Consider the following 20,874-nt stretch of genomic DNA (forward strand, 5'->3'; position numbering starts at 1 on the left):
GATGACGCCTTTTGCGATCGCCGCGCGAACTTATCCATTAGGTTCAGGACATGAAAGATCGTTTCAAGCCACGTCTTTTTCTGCTATGTGCCACCGCCGCGTCGCTGCTTGTGTACGGTTGCAGCGACAAGGACCTCGACTACCGCAACGCTGAAGTCAACAACGGCAAAATATACGCTGGCGATGGAAACACGCCGTTTTCTGGTCGCGTTACAAATGTACCGTTCAACCAAGCTCTAATGCCGCAACCGGGCTTCAGCACGGCCATGCAGACGTTCAATGCAGTGATCAAAGGCCCCGCGCCCGGCTTGTACAATGCCGCACTATGCGATTTGCATGTCCGCGACGGCCTGCTTGACGGCAAAGCGATCTGCAAGGCTCCGCAGTCGGATGTTGTCCGGGCCGAAGCAGCGTTTAGCGACGGCACGCTGAAAGACACGTTGACGATCAACGACGAGGATGGGACGACTGTTCTCACCAGCGTGTCATTCGTCGACGGTCAACCCGATGGCAAGCAGGAGATCCGCAAGCCCGGCACGCACCAACTGATTCACGTTGTCCATTGGAGGAAAGGCGTTCTCGACGGTGAAGAGGAAGGTTTCGATGAAGACACCGGCAATCGCATCCTCCTTGCGAACTGGTCCAACGGACAGCACGATGGTGACTATGCCGAGTACGCGCCGGACGGCAAGCAGGTAATTCGTCACGTGAAGTTTGTTCAGGGCGCGAAGGACGGGGTTGAAGAGCTCTTCTATCCCGATACTGGCAAGCCAAGACAGTACGGTCAATATGTCCACGGCCGGGCGACGGGAACTGCGAAGGCCTGGGACCCGGATGGTCGGCTCGTGTACGAACGCGATTACGCGGACGGAAACAAGATCCCGGACAGCCCTGAGTTGATCGCCTGTATCGAGCACGTCATCAACGACGTCAAGGATGCGGCTGATGGCTCGATCGGTCGTGAGGATGTCGCGAGAGCAACGTGCAGGGAAGCGCAGCAAGCAAATCCAGGAACGACGGAGCAGCCTGCTGCACAGCAGATTGCACCGGAGATCACTGCCTTGACCACCACGGCATCGTCGCCGACTGCAGGCCTTAGTACTAGCGCAAGTTCGTCGAGCAGCGTAAGTGCCGCCACCAGCGACGGTCCGGCAGCAAAGCGCTGTGGGTGGATCGAAAACGATATGCCGTCCGGCCTGACGCTCAAGGATCGCGATGGCAAATGGAGCGTTTCATCGGCCGACAGTCAGGCAGACGGATTTGCACATATGCCGGACACGAACAAAGGTGACTCTTGTGGCTGCCTAACGGTCGAGACCAACAAGCAATCAATGCGCGTCACCAAAGTACTTGGCGGGAAAATCCTTCCGGTCGCAACCTGTCAGCGCGACAGAAGTCTGGGCTAATCTGGATCATCGAGGTGACGAAGTGGCACCCCGCTTCATTTAGAGGGGTGCCACTTCAACGCCACCTTCGGCTATTTTTTTTGCGTCCACAGGCGACCTAAATCTAAGTTGCTTCCATCGGACCGATTACAGGCCATCACCGTTCGCTCGTACAAGCACGGATACCGGAGTCATCATCGGACTTGGCATCGATAGTTGGCGACGTCGCGGCGAATTTCCTGCCAACGCATGTCTAACCTAGCCCGGCGCCTCCCGCCGAGAATACCGATGTTCATTTTGCAGCTGGGAAAGGCGGGCTGGCCTACTTCAGAAGACTCTTGAATGCAGCGACGATGAGCTTCTCGCGCTCCTCGATGAACACTGCAAAATTCTCCAGCGATAGATCAACCTCAGGAATATAGTTCCTCGCCATGTAGGCCTTGCGCTCATCGACGTTTGGATAGCTCCCGATCAGCCAAGAGCCAAAGTCCTTACCTGACTTCTCCATGTTTGGCACGCCCTCCAGGAGCTGAAGATTGGCCAGCCGATTAAAACTGTCCAAGTAGCGAGCGATATTCGCCTCAGGAATATTCCTTGCCGCCAGTCTTTTAGCTGTGAACAAGCTTTTCGGAAAAATATGGTCCTGGTGAAACTTGTTTCGAAAATCCAAGGTCGGGTAAAGGAATGCAAGGATTGAATATGTATAGGGCTGGGCGTACTGAAAGTGGAGCAGGCTCGTGATTTCGTCGTCGTCAAAATTAAGCGACTTGGAAGTTCCTCGAAGTTTCGCCGCTATCTGCTCGACAGGAAAGCCCTCGGCTTCGCCGGACTTGCTGATGACCTCTCGGATGGGCCTCAGCACATTGTCAGGCTGTCCGCTGAACGTCCCTTTTAGGAGCACGGCGACCAGCCACTTAAAGATCTTTTTGCGATCTTCTACATATTTTCCGGAGTCTGAAAAATTCAGGGGGCTTCCGATTTTCTTAAGGTAATAGGCAATCGGAATCACCGCGTTGTTTGACGTCAAGGTATCGCGCTGATAACCCAAGACGGACAACAGATCGAAAGCGGCGCGGATGGCCCCACATATGTCCGGCCAGTTTTTCTCAATCCTGAGCATGTTAGCCTGATTGAAATTGTCGACCTTGAAGGCGATTTCCGAGAAATCGCTGAGCACCAGGCAGCTCTTCAGCACGAAGTCTTTATTGACGTTGAACCCGTCACCGATCGCGTTAATTTCGTCCACGAAAGAGGTAATTTCCTCTCTGGCGTCGAGCTCCTTCCACTGAGCGGTGGCGATCGAGAGCAGCAGGTCCGAGTAATTGAGCTGGGTACCACCGCTATTTACCCGAATGAAAATGTTGAGCACCTTGTCGAGGCTCTCGTCCCTCTCAAGGAAAAAATTGATCAATCGCCGATTGTGCACGATGTCGTAGAGTTTGAAGAGTGCCCGATTGGCGAAGAGAAATTGCTCCGGGCCAATTGACGAAATACCCTTCGTGATGAGGTAACTGTTAACATCGACAATCTCCTTAAAATTTAGGACTTCGCCGACCGAGAACCAGTAATGGGCTGCATCGCTCTTCATCGCCTCATCAGCGGTCAAGAAACTGAAATCGTATTCGAAGTCATCGTCCGCTGAGGGGGCAATGAGATTCAAATGCAGGCGTCGCTTTGGAAACGCCGTGTTGTTGTCCCAGCGCTTATGGGGCAGTTTGTAGGCGTATGTGCCTTTGAGCCCGATATATAACGAGGTCAGCCGCTGCTGACCGTCCAGGATGGCGGTAATACCATGCTCGCCATTTGTGTTAGATTTCGGATTATGCCGCCCGTCGCGTTCGTGGTAATTCTGGACGAACTCATAGAACTGGTAGTTTCCGACGTTCTCCCGTTCCACGTCCCAGAACAGGAACGAACTGATGGGATAGTCGCGCATCAGCGAATCGAATAATTTTTCGATTTGATACGTATTCCAAACGAACTCGCGTTGAATGGCTGGGAGTAGGTAGTTCTTGCGATGAACCTTCTCGACGGCTTCTTTGATTGTAATCGGTTCCACAAAGGCCAATTTTCTCTCTCCCCGTTGGCTGTCGTTTGAATGCGGCGCCGTGCCCCCATGTTTGCAAACGCATAGAGGCTCTCTGTTAGTTTAAGCAAAGCGTCTGCCGCTGGAACCCTTAGCGTAGTGCGCCAGCGTAAGTGGCAGCGAGACTTCGGACCGATTCTACCGCAACGCTGTAAATGAACATGCCCGCTCAGGGTGCCGAGCTGATAGCTTTCTTCACGATCTTGGACCTGCGTGAGCGGCTATGGTCCACAGTAGGCTGATTGTTCGGGACCTTTGGAATTTCGGCAATCAACGATGAACGAAACGCTCGTACACGCGGAGGGTAATCGGGCAACATAAACGCCATCTTGGTTATAAATCATTCTATCCACATGGCTAGCGTGCGCGGCATTCGAACCGCTACCACGCTCAGCTAAATGTTCTGCTCAAAAAGAAGCCGCCTAAATGCGACTTCTTTCTTGTGCCGTTGATCGCGCCATCGCTTACTTCTTCGCGCTCAGGCAACTCCAGAACCGAGTCTGACAACTGGTCAATACATTACCCGAGACTCGGCGCCCGATGATTCAACTGATTTACTCATCGTCTGGGGCGTCCGCTCCGGCCATGCGGTATTTAATGTCATAGTTGATGACGAAGTCGGTCTCTTCTGCGGTTAGTCCGTAGAGCGAAGCTAATCGCAAATCAATCTTGTCGATGCTCGCTTTCGCTCGCGAGCCGTAAAACTCGTCGTATTCGATGTGATCAATTCCACCGCCAGCGCGGGACGTAATTTTTTTTCGCTCCGCATGGCTAGCCAGTTCACGCATGAGTTGCATATTCTGTTTCGCCAGATCGGCATCTTCTAGTAGCCCAGCGGGAACAGGGAAATTAGTGGCGAGCGTATCGCTCAAATGGAAACAGTCGCTGTAAGCAACGAAATAGGAGTAAAACAAGCTGCTGTTGAGCAATGCGGTCGCTGCTTGAGCGTGTGCCGATTTCCCAAAATAAATGTAGCGAGCATGAGAATTCGCCGATTGCACGCCGTTCTTCGCGTAAAACGGGAGTATTGACGTTACTTTTGTCCAGTATTGGGTAGCTTCCTGATAAAAGGCGAAATGCGTGCTTTCGCCGCGCTGCTTGAACGCTCCAATGTTTAGTGTGGACGCTTTTCGCACCTTGTTGAAAACCGAAGAAGACAAGGTGCTAGGGTGCTTTGCAATAATGCGACCGGGTTGCTCACTATCCGTTTCTTCAACGAAATACATCGTGCTGAACAACGTGTTGCGGCTGCTGGTCGGCCATCGGTGATAGCGTGTTGTGTACGTTAGCCGATGTCTTTGGCCGCGCTTCGCGAAGAAGATCGTGGAACGGCAATGCTGCAGACCATCAAATAGTTTTCCTGGCCGATCGTCAAAAGTTGCGGCCCAAAGAACGCTGCTCGCGTCCCTTAGGGTTGAGCGTAAGATATTCATTCGTGACGAACATACTAACGGCATCTGCACGATGAAACTAAAGCGCGTCGACTCGTGACATAGAAGAAGCGAACGTTCGGAGCAAAGGCCGTAGAGGTTGCCGCAAGCCTCCGTTGCATAACCTTTGACTGTATAGACTTTCTTGACGCTAGAATATTCTTTCCATGGTGGATTTCCGATCACGACATCAAATCCGCCGTCGTGCATAACGCTGTAGAACTCGGCGAACCAGTGGAACGGTTGATGACTTTCGCGCCACGCTGAAAAATGTGTCTTTTTTGTCGGGTCGATGCCGTAGTCTCGGGCGAGATCTTTGTCCAATTCCAAACTCAGGTTCCTCAGCTTTTCGCGCAAGCGACGCTTTTCTTCGGACGTCACTTTGCCGCCGTGCAAGGTCTGTTGATTGCGGAATTGGTCGAATAGTTTGGCCAGTTCGGCGATGCTCCCCTTGATCTCGGCACGATGGGTTTGGTCGCTCGCCAACGTCTTTGAACCGTCGAACTGTGCCTCCGTGGCGTAGCCGATCAATGTATTGCCGGTTCGGATGTTGAAATCGATGTCCGGCAACGGTTCTAGATCCCGACCGCGTTCTCCATCCACCTGCGACACCAACTTGAGGAAGAGGCGCAATTTACAGATTTCCACCGCCTCGGCCATGATGTCCACGCCGAAGAGGTTGTGCAAAATGATGCTCTTATAAATGTAGTACCGTCGAGAAGGGTGCTTGTCGACTTCCGCCAGCACGTTCTCGAAATCGGCTTCGCACGCCTTGTTCAGTTTTTTTGCATCCTGAACGAAGCCGTCCATGCGGTCTAGGCACGATTCGTAGAGTGGTTCGAGAACATTCAGTGCCGCGAACAGAAAGGCTCCGGAGCCACAGGTTGGATCGAGGACGGTGATTCCGTGATGGAATTTCCCGCCCGCTGTGTCTGGCGAGCGGCCGACGATAGCCTGCCAGACTGCGCGCAGCAGATCGGGGCTTGAACAAGTGTCAATGACGTCTTGTACGAATTGGCGGATGTCCAGGTTTAACGTGATCAGCGTATCGACGTCGTTGACCTCGCCTTTCAGTAGCTTCTCGCGCACGGCAAGGCAGCGAGTTCGACGCTCCACGTATTCCCGCCAGGTTTCGTTCGGAAGGCTGCCACGCTCACCCGTCGCGGTGGCGAACACCGCGTCTCCTAGGTTGTAGCGACGATCGAACATACGCGCCTCGGCATCCTGCATGCCGGCACAAACAAAGTCGGGCAAGGATGTTTCCGGGACGACCACGCCGCTGGCGTCGATTACTCCCCTCGTCATTGCTGGATTCAGGTAGCGTTCGGGCGTAAGACTCAGCAAATTCCAGATGGAAGCCTCCCCGTCGAAGGCGACTTTGCACCGTGCGCGCGTTTGTTCCAACAGGTACGGAATGACGGTGTTCTTGCTGATGTATTCGGTGATGTCTTCCTTGGTGTAGTACGCCCCCATCTGCTTCTGGTTGATGTACTTCTCGAAGATGTAGCCCAACACGTCGGGGTTAATCTCCTTACCGGACGACAGGGGCCGGTCGTCTAGGTGCCAATCCCACGCATCGAAAAACGCAAACAGTTGCTCGAATGCTTCGTCGGAGACGTCGATGTTGTCGTTGGCCTCTTCCAATTCGTGAACGGCGAACAGGCCGCCGTTGAGGTAGGGGACATCACCGATCAGTTGAGCGAGCGAGGCGTCGCGTTCGGCCTTGGGTTGACCCAGACCTTCGTGGAAGAGGCGGCGCAGGAACTGACGGTAGAAGCTGTGGAACTGGTCTTTGCCCGCCTGAGCCTGCACCTGAGCCATGCGGTTGGACAGGTAGTTTTCGTCGCCGTGGAGGAAGCCTTTCTTCTGAATGAAATAGACGAACATCAGTCGGTTGAGCATCAGAGATGCGTACCAAGCTTGTTCCGCTTCGCCCTTGAGCCCCTTGATGAACTTGGCGAAAGCGCCGTGCTGCGCCTTGAATTTGTCGTAAAAGCGCTTGGACACCTGATCGCGATCGAAGGCTCGCCGCAACCCTGTGATGACGTCAGTCAGCGTAACCGCCTCTTCCTCTTCCAGCGACCAAACGATCTGCTCGAGCTTTTGGCGCAGCGACTCGCCGCTTTGCCCCTTGCGCCAAGTGTGCGTACGGGTCGCCGTGGGTTGCCCGGGCACGCGCAGTACCCAGAGCCAAGTGAGCATGGTTTCGCCTTGATCGGCAAACACTAGCAAATGCTCGTGGGCAATCTTAGTGGTTTCCCGGTCGATCTTGAGCTGCACCGAGCGGGGGGGGATGTGACCGGCGGCGTCGGGCGTGCATCGGAATACGGCGACGCCGTGGTTTTGAGCCACTTGGGTGAGTGTGTAGCCTTGGCCGTCGACCGAAATGGATTGCGGCCGAAGGGTGGGATTTGCCCATCCCATTTCGTTGAAGAGCTGCTTCAAGTCGAATTCGTTTAGCCGCTTTTGAAAAAGCGATGCGGAGATTTTCATTGTTGGTCTCTTGCTTTACTCAGACGAGCCCCATTGAGCAGATAAGCTTGGGTTCGCGTTGCTGTTCTTGGTCATCGATCATGCAGAAACGACCATCTTCTCGCAGGGCGAAGACCATTTCGATCAGCGTATGATCGCCGATGCCGGCCTTGAGCTGGCGGTTGAGCGTGTCAGTTGCGGATTGGTAGAGGGGGTAGCGGTAAATTTCTTCCAGCACCCGGTCGATGCGCTTCACGTAATCGTCGGTGATGAACAGATCACGTTTTTCGCCTTGGCTTTCGCGGAAGCGCTTGATCCGCTCGAACGTCTTGAAGCGCGCACCGGACGGGCGTCCCAACGCACCGCCGAAGGTTTTCTCTTCCTCGGCAATGTGTGCCAACCCCGCCAGCGTGAGCGTGTGGTGGTTTTCGGAGCGTGGACGCGCCGGCGTGTCTGCGGAGCATGCCGCCGCCTTTAGGATCGTGAGCTGCGACTGAGTCACAGGTTGGCCCGACTCGTCAATCCAAGCCAACGCGTCGTTGCCTTGCGTAGTGCGCATGTAGACCAGCGCGCCGCAGGGCGCTGTTAGCGTTGACTCATGGGCCTTGGTGGCATACACCACGTTGGGCATGGCCTCGATCTTGCTCGTGAGAGTTGGGTCAGCGTCGGTGGCGTTTTTCCAGATTTGCCAAGCATAAGAGGACAAATCTACCTCCGTATCGCCGTCGTCGTCGAGGATGCCGTTCTTTTCGGTGTATAGGTCGCGGATCAGATCTCCGTCCGCGTCGTCGTCGAAGAAGGTTTCGTCAGAGCCCACGACTTCGGCGTTTTGGATCAAACGCTGCCGTACGCGCGCACGTAAATTGATAAGCCGTTCCACGCCATCGGCCGGCACGAACGAGTAGCACAGGATCGTATCGGCTTGCTGGCCGATACGATCTACGCGGCCGGCGCGCTGGATCAGGCGGATGATGGCCCAAGGTAGGTCGTAGTTGAGGATAATGTGCCCATCCTGCAGGTTCTGTCCTTCGGAAAGTACGTCGGTTGCGATGAGCACCCGCAGCTCGTCTACTTTCTTGATGATCTCCCGCTTGTCGTTGGACACGGGGGAGAAACGCCATGCCAACAAGGTCGGGTCGGCGCTTTGGCCGGTGGCTTCTTCCACCTGTTTGATCCCGTGCGCCAACAGTTGCGTTTTCAAGTATCGGGCCGTGTCGGCGAATTGGGTAAAGACGAGAAGTTTGTCTTCGGGGTGACGCTCCTTGATCAACTCGATCAGAGCGGCCAGTTTGCTATCGGCGTCTGCTTTCCACTTGCCGCACCGCGCGAGCACCTGGAGCAGGGATTTCGTGTCATTCAGCAAATCCTTGGCGAGTGCCTTGACGAACAAGGAACTGGGCAACCACTTGAAACGACTACTCAATGGGCCGCTATACGCTTGGTAGGCTTTAGCCGCGCGTTCACGGAAATCGGCTTCGGTGTTCAAGCCGTTGGTGCTAGTCGGGTCGCTGTCTTCGTCGTCTTCGGTTGCGAGCAGGCCGTCCGGGTCCTCGTCATAGTGGCGCGTGTCGAGCAATTCTGCGCTTTGCGTTCCGAGCGGCACATCCAGTCCGTTCTCCAAGGCGTGCAGGACGATGAAATTGCGGAGAATGTGCCGTTCGATCGACAGAATGAAGGCCGGCCCGGCGCTTTCTAGGCGCTTAAACAGGTTGGTGCGGCAGAAGCCCATCAGCCGGGTGCCGGCGCGCGACAAACCATCGATGACCCTAATTTGATGCGGTGCCGGCGGCGACTTCGGCTTCAATGCGATGTAGTTGCCTAGACCGTACCGGGGCAGGATCAGATCGTTTATGGCGTTGACGACTGAGTCGCTGTAGAACCGCGCATACGGGTCTGCCGGATTCTTTTCGTCGATGTTAAACGAGAGGTTCTTCGGAATGCGCTTGGGAAAATACGACTTGCGTCCGTCTGAAAACAAGAGGTATTTGCCTCGGGCGTCCTCTTTCGCGTAGTGCTGCATGATGAAGCCTCGAGTGCGGCGCACCATGTACATGCGCATCAGTTCGCGCCAGTCGTCTGGGATTTCGCTCTTCTCGAAGGCAGCCAACGACCGAACGCTGCACTGATGGCGGCGTACGAACTCGTGTTCGCCACCCAACTGGGAGAGCAAGTGCTCGGGGCGGATTCCGATGTCGGCGTCGTCGCGAAGGAACAAGGCCAGTTGGGCCGATAGGTCCAAGTAGGTTTTGTTATAGGGCGTTGCCGAGAGAAGTACTGTCCGGCAATCGTTGCGCTCGATGTATTCACGGATGACCTTCCAGCGCTTTCCTTCCTTGTTGCGCAGATTGTGCGATTCGTCGACCACCACGAGGCGGTAACGCCGTGTTTTTTCGGGAAGTTCGGCGATCACCTTCGACAGCGACAGCACCTTGGCGTGTAGGCGATATCGATGCGCGTAGTCTTCCCACATCGGCACAAGGTTCTTCGGGCAGATAATCAGGGTTTCGGTGTGGTAATCGTCCTCGAACACCTTGGCCAGCGCCGTCGCCATCATGGATTTGCCGAGGCCCACGACGTCGCCGATCAAAACGCCGCCGCGCTTGTTCAGGTGGTGAGCTGCGATCTTGACGGCCGCGACCTGGAAATCGAACAGCGAGTCACCAAAGACCGACGGGATACCGAACTCTGACAGGCCTGCCCGGGCTTCCTGTGCCAAGTGGTAAGCCATCTTGAGGTAGACGTGGTAGGGCGGCACCAGACGCTCTCCCGCCCAGCTCTCGTCGATGATGTCGGCCAGCTCCTTGGAGATGTCGACGCACCAGCGATCTTCCCAGCGGTCCTCGAACCACTTAGCCAGCTTGTTGCACGCGTCGTGCTCCAACACGTCAACGTTGAGTTCGCCTTGCTTGGCAAGGCCGGCCAGCGTGAGGTTGGAACTGCCGAGGAAACCTGTAATCGGATTGTTGGCGTCCTGCCGGTGCAATAGGTAGAGCTTGGCGTGGAGTGGGTGGCGTAGATACACCTTGACGACCAACTTGGACGTCCGAATTTGCGCCGATAGCTTGCGCAGGGCCCCTTCGTCATCATTGGTGGGTGCGCCGAACGTCAACTGCTGACGAAACTCTTCGGCGATGCGGCGCTTTTCCCGCAACGCGGTCTGGTTATCGAGCAGGGATTCGTCGTCGCGAACGCGAAGCGCGTGTCGCAGCTCGTCGCTTGGCGTGACGTGCATGCCAACGAGCAAGCGACAGCAATGACCGTCGCCGCCGGACCATTTGTCCACGTAGCTGGAAAGGTGGCGCCATCCGCGAAGGTTGAAATAACCGACGCAAAAATCGGCCCGCTCAGCAACCTGAAGGGTCTCTCTCAGCGTGGGCAGCAGCGCCTTTTCTATGTTGTCGAATATTCTCGGCATGTTTCGCCCTCTGCGCGGCGAGTTTCGTTCGATGTTGGGATTCTAAATATCCGACCGACCGCGCTAAGCTTTCACCGCCAAAGACGCCCGGTCAAAATACTTACTGAGTCGAAAGGGCACGAATTTATCAGGTCTGAGGCTATTTCGTCTCTGCGGGCAACTGCGTTAACGCTTCATAGGCGGCTATGCGGCATCGTATCGTTGTTTCGCTGCTTACCGATCCGCACGCGCGTAGCATAATGGCGCAAACGGAACGAGTGAGTCCAGCATGGCTTGGGACGACCGAAAGCAGAACCGGTGCTGAGCGTGGACGAACTGCCGCGGTTGATGGCGAGGTACCCTGTTCGTGTTCGGCGGGTCAGCGATGGACCAAAAAAGCAAAGAAGGTCAAGCGGATTGCCTGCAATCCTGGAAATTATCGGTTTGGTGGGTGCTGCTCAACCAAGCTGCGGATTGGGAACTCCGTGGGCAAGGCGCCGTCCGGCGATTGCGTTAATTTTGAATTTCGAACGCGAAATCGCAACTATATTGATTTTTTTTACAGCGCAGCGTTTTTAAAACCGAGCCGCGGCTGCGGCGAAAAAAAGTGCCACGTAGGCCAATGGAGGTGGGGGCATATCTGGGGGCAACTTGCTTTCATGGCTACGGCTGATGCTTATAAATACTGAAGTTCAAGGCATTGTTTGATTGTCCTCCTCCCACCAAACCCATTCCGCTCAAACACAAAAACCGGCCCAAAGCCGGTTTTTGTGTTTCACGCCCACGCATTTCAATCAGCAACCCATATCGGACTTTCGCCCTCCAAGCCCCCCAAAAAACCACACCAGCGCCGCCTCCAACCACGGCGCCTCCCCCTCCAAGCCCCAAATCAAAACCTGTCCCACCCATCATCCGCACTCACTCTTGCGGTCGCGGGCCCCGCTAGCGCCACAGCCGGTGCCGAACTCACCCGCCCACCTCTCCGCGCAGAAGCAGCAGAAGCAACAGAAGCGGCTGAAGCAGCCGAAACAGAAGCCGCCCCAAGCGCCGCAGTAGCACGCACACCACCCCCCTCAACCCGCACCACCTCCTCACGCGACCCACCACCACCCGTACCCAAACCTCCCCCCTCTACCACCCGAAAAAACGCCACAACCTCATTCAACTGCGCCCCCTGATCTTCCATCGACCGCGAAGCCGCCGCCGCCTCTTCCACAAGAGCCGCATTCTGCTGCGTCACATTATCCATTTGCGTAATCGCGACATTCACCTGCTCGATCCCACGGCTCTGTTCACTCGATGCCGCCGCAATCTCCGCCATGATGTCCGTCACCCGCGCCACCGCCACCGTGACCTCACCCATCGTCTTACCGGCTTCACTAGCCAGCGCCGAGCCATCACGAATCTTGCCCACGGAGTTAGCAATCAGATCCTTGATCTCCTTCGCAGCACTCGATGACCGCTGAGCCAAACTTCTCACTTCACTCGCCACCACCGCGAACCCGCGCCCTTGCTCGCCAGCACGCGCAGCTTCCACCGCAGCGTTCAAAGCCAGAATGTTCGTCTGAAAAGCAATCCCTTCGATAATCCCCGTGATGTCCGCGATCTTGGTCGAGCTCTCGCTGATTTCCTGCATCGTCTCGACCACCTGACCTACCACGTGGCTTCCCTTCTGCGCCACCGTCGAAGCATTCGCCGCCAACGTGCTGCCTTGCTGCGCATTGTCAGCATTCTGCTTAACGGTCGACGTCAGTTCTTCCATACTCGACGCGGTTTCCTGCAACGAGGCTGCCTGTTGTTCGGTGCGTTGGCTCAAGTCCATATTGCCGGCAGCAATCTCGCGCGCGGCCCCGGCAATATTGACGCTGCTATCGCGCACCCGCGTGACAATCGCCGTCAACCGCTCGGTCATTTCACGCAACGCGCCCAGCAGCTTGCCGGTTTCGTCATTGCTGTCGACGTTGATCCGCGTGCGCAGATCGCCCTGCGACACCGTCCGCGCGACATCAATTGCGAGGCGCATCGGTCCGGTCACTGAGCGCGTAATCAGCACGCAGGCGCCAATCGCGAGCGCGACCGCGATCAGGCAGATTGCGATCAGCAGGTTGCGTTCATTCTCATAGTGCGCGGCGTAATCATTGATCAACTGTTCCTGCCGGCTATGCGTGTAGTCGGCGTACGCGTCGGTCGCGCGAATCAACGCGGCGAGCAGCGGGCGGCACTGGTTGTCCATTTTGACAATGGCCTCGTCGCGCCGGTTGGTCAGCGCGAGATTGACGATATCCGTCGCGACCGGGCCGTAAGAGGCTTCCACGTGATTGATCTCGGCGGCAAGGCTGCGCGCTTTCTCCGACGTATCGGTCGCACTCGCCAGCATGTCGTTGAGCTTTTTCAGATTCGTTTGCACATCTTCGTGCGCCCGCATTACGTCCGCTTTCTCCACTGCGACATCCTGAGGCGTCGTCACAAGGACGAGATTGCGCGCGGCGATGGCGCGGCGGTCGACGGCAGTCCGTATCTGCGCCGCAACCTCCGCGCGCGCGTTGATGCCGTGTACGAAGCTGGTGAATCCGTCCGTCGAATCGCTGAGCGCCTTCAGGGAAAGGCCAGAAACCGCGACGACGATTAAGGACAGCATGCCGAAACCGGCAATCAGTTTGCTTTTGATTGTGAAGTGCTTGAATGTCACGATTTTCTTCTCCAATAACGAAACGTGAACAGCGTTCGTATGGACTCTCAGGTCCGGACAGGGAGCGTCTATGTGACCGCCAAACAGATGGCGGCCCTGCGCTGTTATTTCCATCAGTCCGGCATCCGGTGCACGTGACGCATTACGCACGGATGCCGGCCAAATGGGTATCCCATGTACCGGATATCGGATCGTTCACAGCTGGACTTAAGGCAAACCGGGTAAATCTCTACAAGCTTGCACAAGATGAGTGGAGAAAAGGGATTTTGTAAGAAATTTCGGGATTTTTACGCGCATGATGCAAACATGCGTTTGTCATCTAATCCCGCGTCTGCATGAGAACGGGGTGGGTTCGCGTTTGTCCGTACATGTAGAAATGACTTGAACAGCATCTCGATCATCGTTATGATTGAGCAATCACTCATTTATTGTTTCCGCCGAAACCCGATCGAATCTGCATGGCCCGTCCTAAAAGTGAAGACAAACGCAACGCCATCCTTGCCGCCGCCACCGAGGTGATTGCGGAGCAGGGTCTGGGCGCGCCTACGGCACGTATCGCAAAGCTGGCGGGGGTGGCGGAGGGCACGTTGTTCACGTACTTCGACAACAAAGACGCGTTGCTCAATGCGCTATATCTCGACATCAAGGGCGAGTTGCGCGAAGTGATGATGACCAGTTATCCAAAGCAGGCAAGCGTGCGCGAGCGCGCGCAATACGTGTGGGACAAGTTCGTCGACTGGGGTGTCGCGCAGCCGCAGAAGCGTCGCGCAATGGCGCAACTGGCTGTGTCGGAGCGCCTGACCGAACATACGCGAACCAGCGGCATGAACGCGTTCGCGCACATCAACGAGATGATCCAGACCAGTGTGGCGAGCGGGGCGCTGCGGGATCATCCGCCGGCTTTTGTGGCGGCGATCATGAGCGCGCTGGCGGAAACCACAATGGATTTCATCGTCCGCGAACCGGACGAGGCTCAGCGGTATCGGCAGGCCGGGTTTGAAGCGTTCTGGAACGCGATCGCCCGAAATTAAATTTTTTGTCTAATTAATGAGTGATTACTTGCTCATTTAACGTGAAGGAGTGCAGTATGGCCAAGATCTGGTTAGTGACCGGTAGTGCCCGTGGACTCGGGCGTGAAATTGTCGAAGCCGCCCTGCAGGCGGGTGAAAAGGTCGTGGCGACGGCGCGTGACCCACGGCGGCTTGCCGATCTGTCGGCGCGTTACGGCGCGCAGGTGCACCCCGTTGCGCTCGACGTCACCGATCCGCGGGCCGCGCGCGACGCGGTTCAAGCCGCCGTCGATGCGTTCGGCCGGCTGGACGTAGTGGTCAATAACGCGGGCTTCGGTCACCTAGTGCCGTTCGAACAGACCACCGAGGACGACTTCCGCGCGCAGATCGACGCGAACTTCTACGGCGTCGTCAACGTGACGCGCGCGGCGCTGCCGGTGCTGCGGCAACAGCGCGCCGGGCACATCATCCAGATTTCGTCGGTGGGCGGGCGCGTGGGGATCGCCGGTCTCAGTGCGTATCAGGCGGCCAAGTGGGCCGTCGGCGGTTTCACCGAAGTGATCAGCCAGGAGCTTGCGCCGTTCGGCGTCCACGTTACGGCGCTGGAACCCGGTGGGATGAAAACGGAGTGGGGCGCTGAGGCACGCGGCGCGACGCCAGAGTTGTTGCCCGATTATGTGCCGTCGGTGGGTGCGGTTATCGATATGCTGAAGCAGTACATCGGACATGAAACGGGCGATCCGGCCAAGGTGGCGCAAGTCGTGCTGAAGCTCGCGTATCACGACGCATTGCCGGCGCATCTGCTGTTGGGCAGCGATGCCCTCCATTTTTGCGGCGAAGGCGACAAGGCCCGCACAGCGAACGCCGAAGCGTGGCGCGCGGTTAGCACGGCAACGGACTTCTCGGCATCGGCGACGCTGCCGGACTTTCCCGCTGCATCGACGCAGGCCTGAGCGCTGCATCCGCATCTGGGCAAACAGCCCTAACGTAATCAGAGGACCAACGAGATGGCGAACTGGACCACCGCGGACATCCCCAATCAGACCGGCCGGCTGGCGGTCGTCACAGGCGCGACCGGCGGGTTGGGTCTGGAGACGGCGCTAGCCTTGGCCGGCGCCGGCGCCGAGGTCGTATTGACCGGCCGCAACGAGCAGAAAGGCCAGCTCGCGCTCGCTACGATCCGCAAGCGCTACCCGGATGCGCCGATCCGCTACATGACACTCGATCTGGCGAATCTCGCCTCGGTGCGTCAATTTGCCGAACAGTTCGGCAACGCTCACGCGTCGCTCGATCTGCTGATCAACAATGCGGGCGTGATGACGCCGCCCAAACGGCAAACCACGTCAGATGGTTTCGAGCTGCAATTCGGCACTAACTATCTCGGTCACTTTGTCCTGACCGAGCGCTTGTTGCCGCTGTTGCGCGTGGGCCGCGCGCCGCGCGTGGTCAATCTGAGCAGCATCGCCCACAAGAACGGCGCGGCGATTCATTTCGACGATCTGCAATGGCAGCGCAGCTATCGGCCGTGGGCTGCGTATGGCCAGTCGAAGCTGGCCATGCTGATGTTCGCCTTCGAGTTGCAACGCCGCAGCGATGCGAACGGCTGGGGACTGCTGAGCAATGCCGCGCATCCCGGCTATGCGCGTACTGACCTGATCGCCAACGGGCCAGGCGCGGACAGTCTGCTGCAGATTCTTAGCCGGATGACATTCGAGCCGCTGGTGAGTCAATCGGCTGCGGAAGGTGCGCTGCCCACGCTATTCGCCGCAACGTCGCTTGCGGCCAAACCGGCGGGCTACTACGGCCCGACTGGCTTCTTCGAATTGAAGGGCCCGCCTGGCGACGCGCAGGTCGCGAGGCCTGCGCTGGACAAAGCCGCCGCTGCGCGTCTGTGGGACATATCGGAAGCATTGACCCATGCCCGCTGGCCGGGCACGACCATGGAGCATGCAACATGAAAGTTTTGATTTTCGGCGCGACCGGGATGGTCGGCCAGGGCGTGCTGCGCGAATGTCTGCGTGCGGCTGATGTGGAGGTGGTGCAGACGGTCGGCCGTACCCGCAGTGGTCAGCTTGACCCGCGTCTCATCGAAATAATCCAGCCGGACCTGATGGACTATCGCAGCGTGGAAGCGTCGCTCACTGGCTTCGATGCGTGCTTCTTCTGCCTGGGTGTTTCGTCGGCAGGGATGAACGAGGCTGACTACACGCGGCTCACGTATGACCTCACCCTCGCCGCCGCGCAGACGCTCGCCCGGCTCAATCCGCAGATGACTTTCGTCTACGTTTCCGGTGCGAGCACCGACAGCACCGAGCGCGGCCGCAGCATGTGGGCGCGCGTGAAGGGCCGCACGGAAAACGCGCTGCAACGTCTGCCATTCAAGGCCGTCTATCTGTTCCGCCCCGGCGTCATCCAGCCCTTGAACGGCGCCCGCTCGAAAACCCGCTCATACCGGTTGTTCTACTCACTCACCAAACCTTTTCTGTCGACTCTGCGCGCGTTGTTCCCCAATCACGTGCTGAGCACCGAAGACATTGGCCAGGCGATGCTGGCCGTCGCGCGCCGCGGCGCCAGCAAGGCGATACTCGAAACCGCCGACCTTCGCGCGCTGAGTCGTGAGGCATCCTCTGCGCCTTTGGGTCTGCGCGTCGGCTAGGCGCGTCAAGGGCGGGACAAAACCGGCAAAACCCTGTCTGTTCGATCAATCGATGCCTGAGCGTGTCTGTTACGCTACTGTCTCACTGGCCGCGCGTTCGCCGCGCGGCTCACTTCTTCACGCGCGGAGCACAGCGCATGCTTGAACGAACAGTCCATGGTGACGCGACGACCGAACATTGTGATTGCGATCAGTATCGTGCTTGCCAGCGCGATCCTGGCGATCGCCGTGTGGGTGCTGGTGCAGATGCGCGACGACGCATTGCGCCGCGCTCAGGATTCGGTCTTTAACGTTTCGCTGCTGATCGAGCGCGACGTTTCACGCAACCTGGAAATTTTCGATCTGTCGTTGCGCGCGGTGATGGACGGCCTCAATCAGCCGGATCTGATGGAGCTGAAGCCGCAGACCCGTCAGATGGTGCTGTTCGACGGCTCGGCGAGCGCGAAGGACATGGGCTCGCTGTTCGTGTTCGACGAGAACGGCAACGTCAAATTCGACTCGCAAGCGTCGCCGCCGCGCGATTTCAATGTCGCCGATCGCGACTACTTCAAGGTGCAGCGTGATTCGCGCAATGTCGGTCTGTATATCAGCCGCCCGTTCATGCCGAAGGCGCGCCACAAAGACATCAGCATCGCATTGAGCCGGCGCATCTCACGGCCGGACGGCAGCTTCGGCGGCATCGTGGTCGGCACGATACGTCTCGCGTATTTTCATCGCCTGTTCGACGGGATGAACCTCGGCCCCGGCGGATCGATGGCGCTAATGTTGCGCGACGGCACGATGCTGATGCGGCGTCCTTACGATCCGGCAATCGTCGGCATCAATCTGACCGGCACCGCTAACTATTCGCGCTTCATCACGCAGCCAAGCGGGGACTTCTTCGGCACGGCGTCGATCGATGGTGTGGAGCGCTGGTATGCATTCCGTCAGATCGACATGTATCCGTTGATCCTCGACGTCGCGCTTTCCACGCGTGATATCTACGTGGAGTGGCGGCACCGCGCGTGGATCATCGGCTCGCTGATCGCCGCGCTCGACGCAACGATCATTGCGCTGGCGATTCTGTTCTCGAATCAGTTGCGTCGCCGTCGCGAAGCCGAGGACGAATTGCGCGAACTGGCACGCACCGACGGACTTACCGGGCTGAACAATCGCCGCACGTTCGAAGAGCTTCTGGACGAAGAATGGCGGCGCGCCCAGCGCAACGGATGGCCGCTGTCGATGCTGCTGATCGACGTCGACAGCTTTAAAGGTTTCAACGATCTATATGGCCATTCAGCGGGCGACGATGCACTGATTGCCGTCGCGCACAGCATTGCACAGAACGTGCGGCGTCCAGGCGACACGGCGGCGCGTTTCGGTGGTGAAGAGTTTGCGGTGCTATTGCCGGACACGGACGAAGCCGGGGCCACGTCGCTCGCCGAACAGATTCGCGCTGCGGTGCAGGCGCACCAGGTGCGGCATGTGGCGAGTTCGCACCATGTGCTGACGGTCAGCATGGGTGTGGCCACCGCGCAGGGCAACGCCATCGCAACGAGCCGCGCGCTCGTCAATGCCGCCGATGGCGCGTTGTACGAGGCCAAGGACGCGGGTCGCAATCGCGTGATGTGCTATCGCGCGGCGGGAAATGTGTCGATTGACGATGTCGCCCCGGCCGCCCTGCCTGATTCGCTGCCGACTACCGAACTGCGCAGCGACACCTGAAGCCATCGGCTTCGTCAGCTCATCTCCATCTCATTCACGACGCGCGCGAACCGGTCACCCAACGTACCGGCAAAAAAAACGCCCACGTTGAGAAACGTGAGCGAAAGTCGGAGAGATACAACGAAGTCACAAACAACGCGGCATGCGCTTTTGATGGCGCGATGCAGATGCCAGTCTAAGTGCCGTTGATCGAACTAAACATCAGACGAATCCGAATCGATACTCAACGTTTGCGGTCCTGCGCCTTACATCATCCTGTCCTCGTTATTTTCGCCATCGAAGCTTCAGGCCCGCGGATCGCCGCCGTAAAGGAGTGAGGCACGTTGCCACGTATCCGATAAATCGCGAAATGTTCGCGATTGCGTGGCCGCCTGAGCGACCCGCCGTCGCGACTTGTGAAGGATGCTGAGATGAAGTGGTTCGACCGGATGACTGTATTCAGGAAGCTGCTGCTGGCGTTTGCCGTGGTGATCGGATTTTGCGTCGTAATCGGCGGGATGTCGCTGAGCAAACTGTCGTCGATGCATGCGATCACCGACGCGATCTGCGACAAGCACATGGATGGCCTCTACTGGATGGAAGAGGCGAACCGCCACAAGATCGACTCCGATCTCGCCGCCGCGAATCTCGGCTATGCCGCCGACGACGCCGCTCGTCAGAAATTGAAAGATGGCATTGTGGGCTCGCTGAAGGAGATGCACGCCGCGGACGACGCGTATCGCGCGACGATCGAAGCGGGTAAGGGCCAGGCGCTGTTCGACGACGTGATGAGCAAATCCGCCGCGTGGGAGAGCATCGTGCATCAGCAGATCGGGCTGGAGCCGATTCCCGCGGGCGTCGATAACGCTGAACTGGTGCGCCGCGCGATTGCGTCGAGCGAAGCGTTGCGTGACCGGATCACCGCGCTGATCGACTATCGCCGTCAGCAAGCCAACGACGCGCAGCAGGAAGCGACCGCCGATTATCAGCACATGGTGATCGTGATGAGCATGCTGGTGCTGGGCGCGATTGTCGCGGGCACGTTGCTCGCGGCGATGATCGCTCGCCGTCTCGCGCGGCAACTCGGCGGCGAGCCGGGCTACGCGATGCACATCGCCAACCGTATCGCAGACGGCGACCTGAGCGTACGCGTCGACACCCGCGCAGGCGACACCGACAGCATGCTGTTCGCGCTGCGCAACATGCGCGAGCGGCTGGCTGGCATCGTGTCGGGAATCAGCGAATCGAGCGAGTCGATCCTGCTGGCCTCGGGCGAGATCGCGCAGGGCAACACGGATCTGTCGCAGCGCACCGAAGAGCAGGCCGCTGCGTTGCAGCAGACCGCGTCGAGCATGCAGGAGCTAACGTCGACCGTGAAGATGAACGCCGAGAATGCGCAGCAGGCGGGCGGCGTGGCGCACGGCGCGTCGGAAGTGGCGGTGCGCGGCAGCGGGCTGGTGGGCGATGTGGTCGACACCATGCGCGAGTTGGCCGCCGGCTCGAAGCGGATGACAGACATCATCGCGGTGATCGAAGGGATCGCGTTTCAGACCAATATTCTCGCGTTGAATGCGGCAGTCGAAGCGGCACGCGCGGGCGAGCAGGGGCGCGGCTTTGCGGTGGTCGCGGGCGAGGTGCGCTCGCTTGCGCAGCGCAGTGCGGTGTCGGCGAAAGAGATCAAGGAGTTGATCGAAAGCTCGACGGCACGCGTGGGCAGCGGCGCGGAGCTCGCCGAGCGGGCCGGTCAGACGATGGCCGAGGTCACCCATGCGGTGAAGCGCGTGACGGACATCATGGGCGAGATTTCGTCGGCCTCGCAGGAGCAGAGCACGGGCATCGAGGAGGTCAATCGCGCGGTCGCGCAGATGGACGACGTGACCCAGCAGAATGCGGCACTGGTCGAGCAGGCGGCGGCTGCGGCGGCGTCGATGGCGAGCCAGGCGAGGCAGCTGCAGGCGGCGGTCACGGTGTTTTCGCTGGAGGCGAAGCGGGGGTAAAAGTCGGCGGTAGTCGCGACCAGCGCGCGACGGGCACACGTCGGCTTTTCGCCGCGCTTGCCACGCCCAATG

At 58.1% G+C, this 20,874-nt stretch carries 12 protein-coding genes; 8 read left to right on the forward strand and 4 right to left on the reverse strand.

Annotation, left to right across the window (positions count from 1 at the left end; translation table 11 throughout):
• Positions 1-50: 50 nt before the first annotated feature.
• The gene (locus LMG28727_RS29930; protein WP_201645947.1) at positions 51-1,406 is read left to right on the forward strand and encodes a DUF4087 domain-containing protein; all 1,356 of its coding nucleotides are present in this window, start codon (positions 51-53) and stop codon (positions 1,404-1,406) included.
• Positions 1,407-1,707: 301 nt separating this feature from the next.
• Here LMG28727_RS29930 and LMG28727_RS29935 read toward each other — a convergent pair whose 3' ends face one another.
• From LMG28727_RS29935 to LMG28727_RS29945, 3 genes are all read right to left on the reverse strand, one after another.
• Positions 1,708-3,444, reverse strand: a complete 1,737-nt coding sequence (locus tag LMG28727_RS29935; RefSeq protein ID WP_236592480.1) for a DUF262 domain-containing protein — start codon at positions 3,442-3,444, stop codon at positions 1,708-1,710.
• A gap of 581 nt (positions 3,445-4,025) precedes the next feature.
• Positions 4,026-7,394: an Eco57I restriction-modification methylase domain-containing protein gene (locus tag LMG28727_RS29940; RefSeq protein WP_201645949.1), complete on the reverse strand. Its 3,369-nt coding sequence runs from the start codon at positions 7,392-7,394 to the stop codon at positions 4,026-4,028.
• Between the two features lie 19 nt (positions 7,395-7,413).
• Positions 7,414-10,788, reverse strand: coding sequence for a helicase-related protein (locus tag LMG28727_RS29945; RefSeq protein WP_201645950.1), 3,375 nt, complete (start codon positions 10,786-10,788; stop codon positions 7,414-7,416).
• Positions 10,789-11,094: 306 nt separating this feature from the next.
• On the opposite strand from LMG28727_RS29945, the gene LMG28727_RS29950 reads away from it, so the two are divergent.
• A complete protein-coding gene (locus tag LMG28727_RS29950) occupies positions 11,095-11,346 on the forward strand; it encodes a hypothetical protein (RefSeq protein ID WP_201645951.1) in 252 nt (83 codons plus the stop codon).
• A 310-nt stretch (positions 11,347-11,656) separates the two neighbouring features.
• On the opposite strand, the gene LMG28727_RS29955 is transcribed toward LMG28727_RS29950, so the two are convergent.
• The gene (locus LMG28727_RS29955) at positions 11,657-13,456 is read right to left on the reverse strand and encodes a methyl-accepting chemotaxis protein (protein WP_236592473.1); all 1,800 of its coding nucleotides are present in this window, start codon (positions 13,454-13,456) and stop codon (positions 11,657-11,659) included.
• Between the two features lie 458 nt (positions 13,457-13,914).
• Here LMG28727_RS29955 and LMG28727_RS29960 point away from each other — a divergent pair, with 458 nt between their 5' ends.
• From LMG28727_RS29960 to LMG28727_RS29985, 6 genes are all read left to right on the forward strand, one after another.
• On the forward strand, positions 13,915-14,487 hold the full coding sequence (locus LMG28727_RS29960; protein ID WP_201645953.1) for a TetR/AcrR family transcriptional regulator: 573 nt from the start codon (positions 13,915-13,917) through the stop codon (positions 14,485-14,487).
• A gap of 56 nt (positions 14,488-14,543) precedes the next feature.
• The gene (locus tag LMG28727_RS29965; RefSeq protein WP_201645954.1) at positions 14,544-15,419 is read left to right on the forward strand and encodes an SDR family NAD(P)-dependent oxidoreductase; all 876 of its coding nucleotides are present in this window, start codon (positions 14,544-14,546) and stop codon (positions 15,417-15,419) included.
• Positions 15,420-15,473: 54 nt separating this feature from the next.
• Positions 15,474-16,424 (forward strand): SDR family oxidoreductase, encoded by a 951-nt coding sequence (locus LMG28727_RS29970; protein WP_201645955.1) that lies wholly within the window; start codon positions 15,474-15,476, stop codon positions 16,422-16,424.
• Positions 16,421-17,122, forward strand: coding sequence for an NAD(P)H-binding protein (locus LMG28727_RS29975; protein WP_201645956.1), 702 nt, complete (start codon positions 16,421-16,423; stop codon positions 17,120-17,122). Before LMG28727_RS29970 ends, LMG28727_RS29975 begins: the two co-directional genes overlap by 4 nt.
• 156 nt (positions 17,123-17,278) lie before the next feature.
• Entirely contained in the window at positions 17,279-18,826 is a 1,548-nt protein-coding gene (locus LMG28727_RS29980; protein WP_201645957.1) for a sensor domain-containing diguanylate cyclase, read from the forward strand.
• 410 nt (positions 18,827-19,236) lie between these two features.
• Positions 19,237-20,802 (forward strand): methyl-accepting chemotaxis protein, encoded by a 1,566-nt coding sequence (locus LMG28727_RS29985; protein WP_201645958.1) that lies wholly within the window; start codon positions 19,237-19,239, stop codon positions 20,800-20,802.
• The last annotated feature ends 72 nt before the right edge of the window (positions 20,803-20,874 follow it).

Source organism: Paraburkholderia metrosideri (assembly GCF_904848625.1).
GTDB lineage: Bacteria > Pseudomonadota > Gammaproteobacteria > Burkholderiales > Burkholderiaceae > Paraburkholderia > Paraburkholderia metrosideri.

Coding starts and splice junctions, on each gene's coding strand:
- LMG28727_RS29945 (WP_201645950.1), bottom strand. CDS start 10,788: ATGCCGAGAATATTCGACAACATAGAAAAGGCGCTGCTGCCCACGCTG.
- LMG28727_RS29960 (WP_201645953.1), top strand. CDS start 13,915: ATGGCCCGTCCTAAAAGTGAAGACAAACGCAACGCCATCCTTGCCGCC.
- LMG28727_RS29930 (WP_201645947.1), top strand. CDS start 51: ATGAAAGATCGTTTCAAGCCACGTCTTTTTCTGCTATGTGCCACCGCC.
- LMG28727_RS29980 (WP_201645957.1), top strand. CDS start 17,279: ATGGTGACGCGACGACCGAACATTGTGATTGCGATCAGTATCGTGCTT.
- LMG28727_RS29975 (WP_201645956.1), top strand. CDS start 16,421: ATGAAAGTTTTGATTTTCGGCGCGACCGGGATGGTCGGCCAGGGCGTG.
- LMG28727_RS29985 (WP_201645958.1), top strand. CDS start 19,237: ATGAAGTGGTTCGACCGGATGACTGTATTCAGGAAGCTGCTGCTGGCG.
- LMG28727_RS29970 (WP_201645955.1), top strand. CDS start 15,474: ATGGCGAACTGGACCACCGCGGACATCCCCAATCAGACCGGCCGGCTG.
- LMG28727_RS29940 (WP_201645949.1), bottom strand. CDS start 7,394: ATGAAAATCTCCGCATCGCTTTTTCAAAAGCGGCTAAACGAATTCGAC.
- LMG28727_RS29965 (WP_201645954.1), top strand. CDS start 14,544: ATGGCCAAGATCTGGTTAGTGACCGGTAGTGCCCGTGGACTCGGGCGT.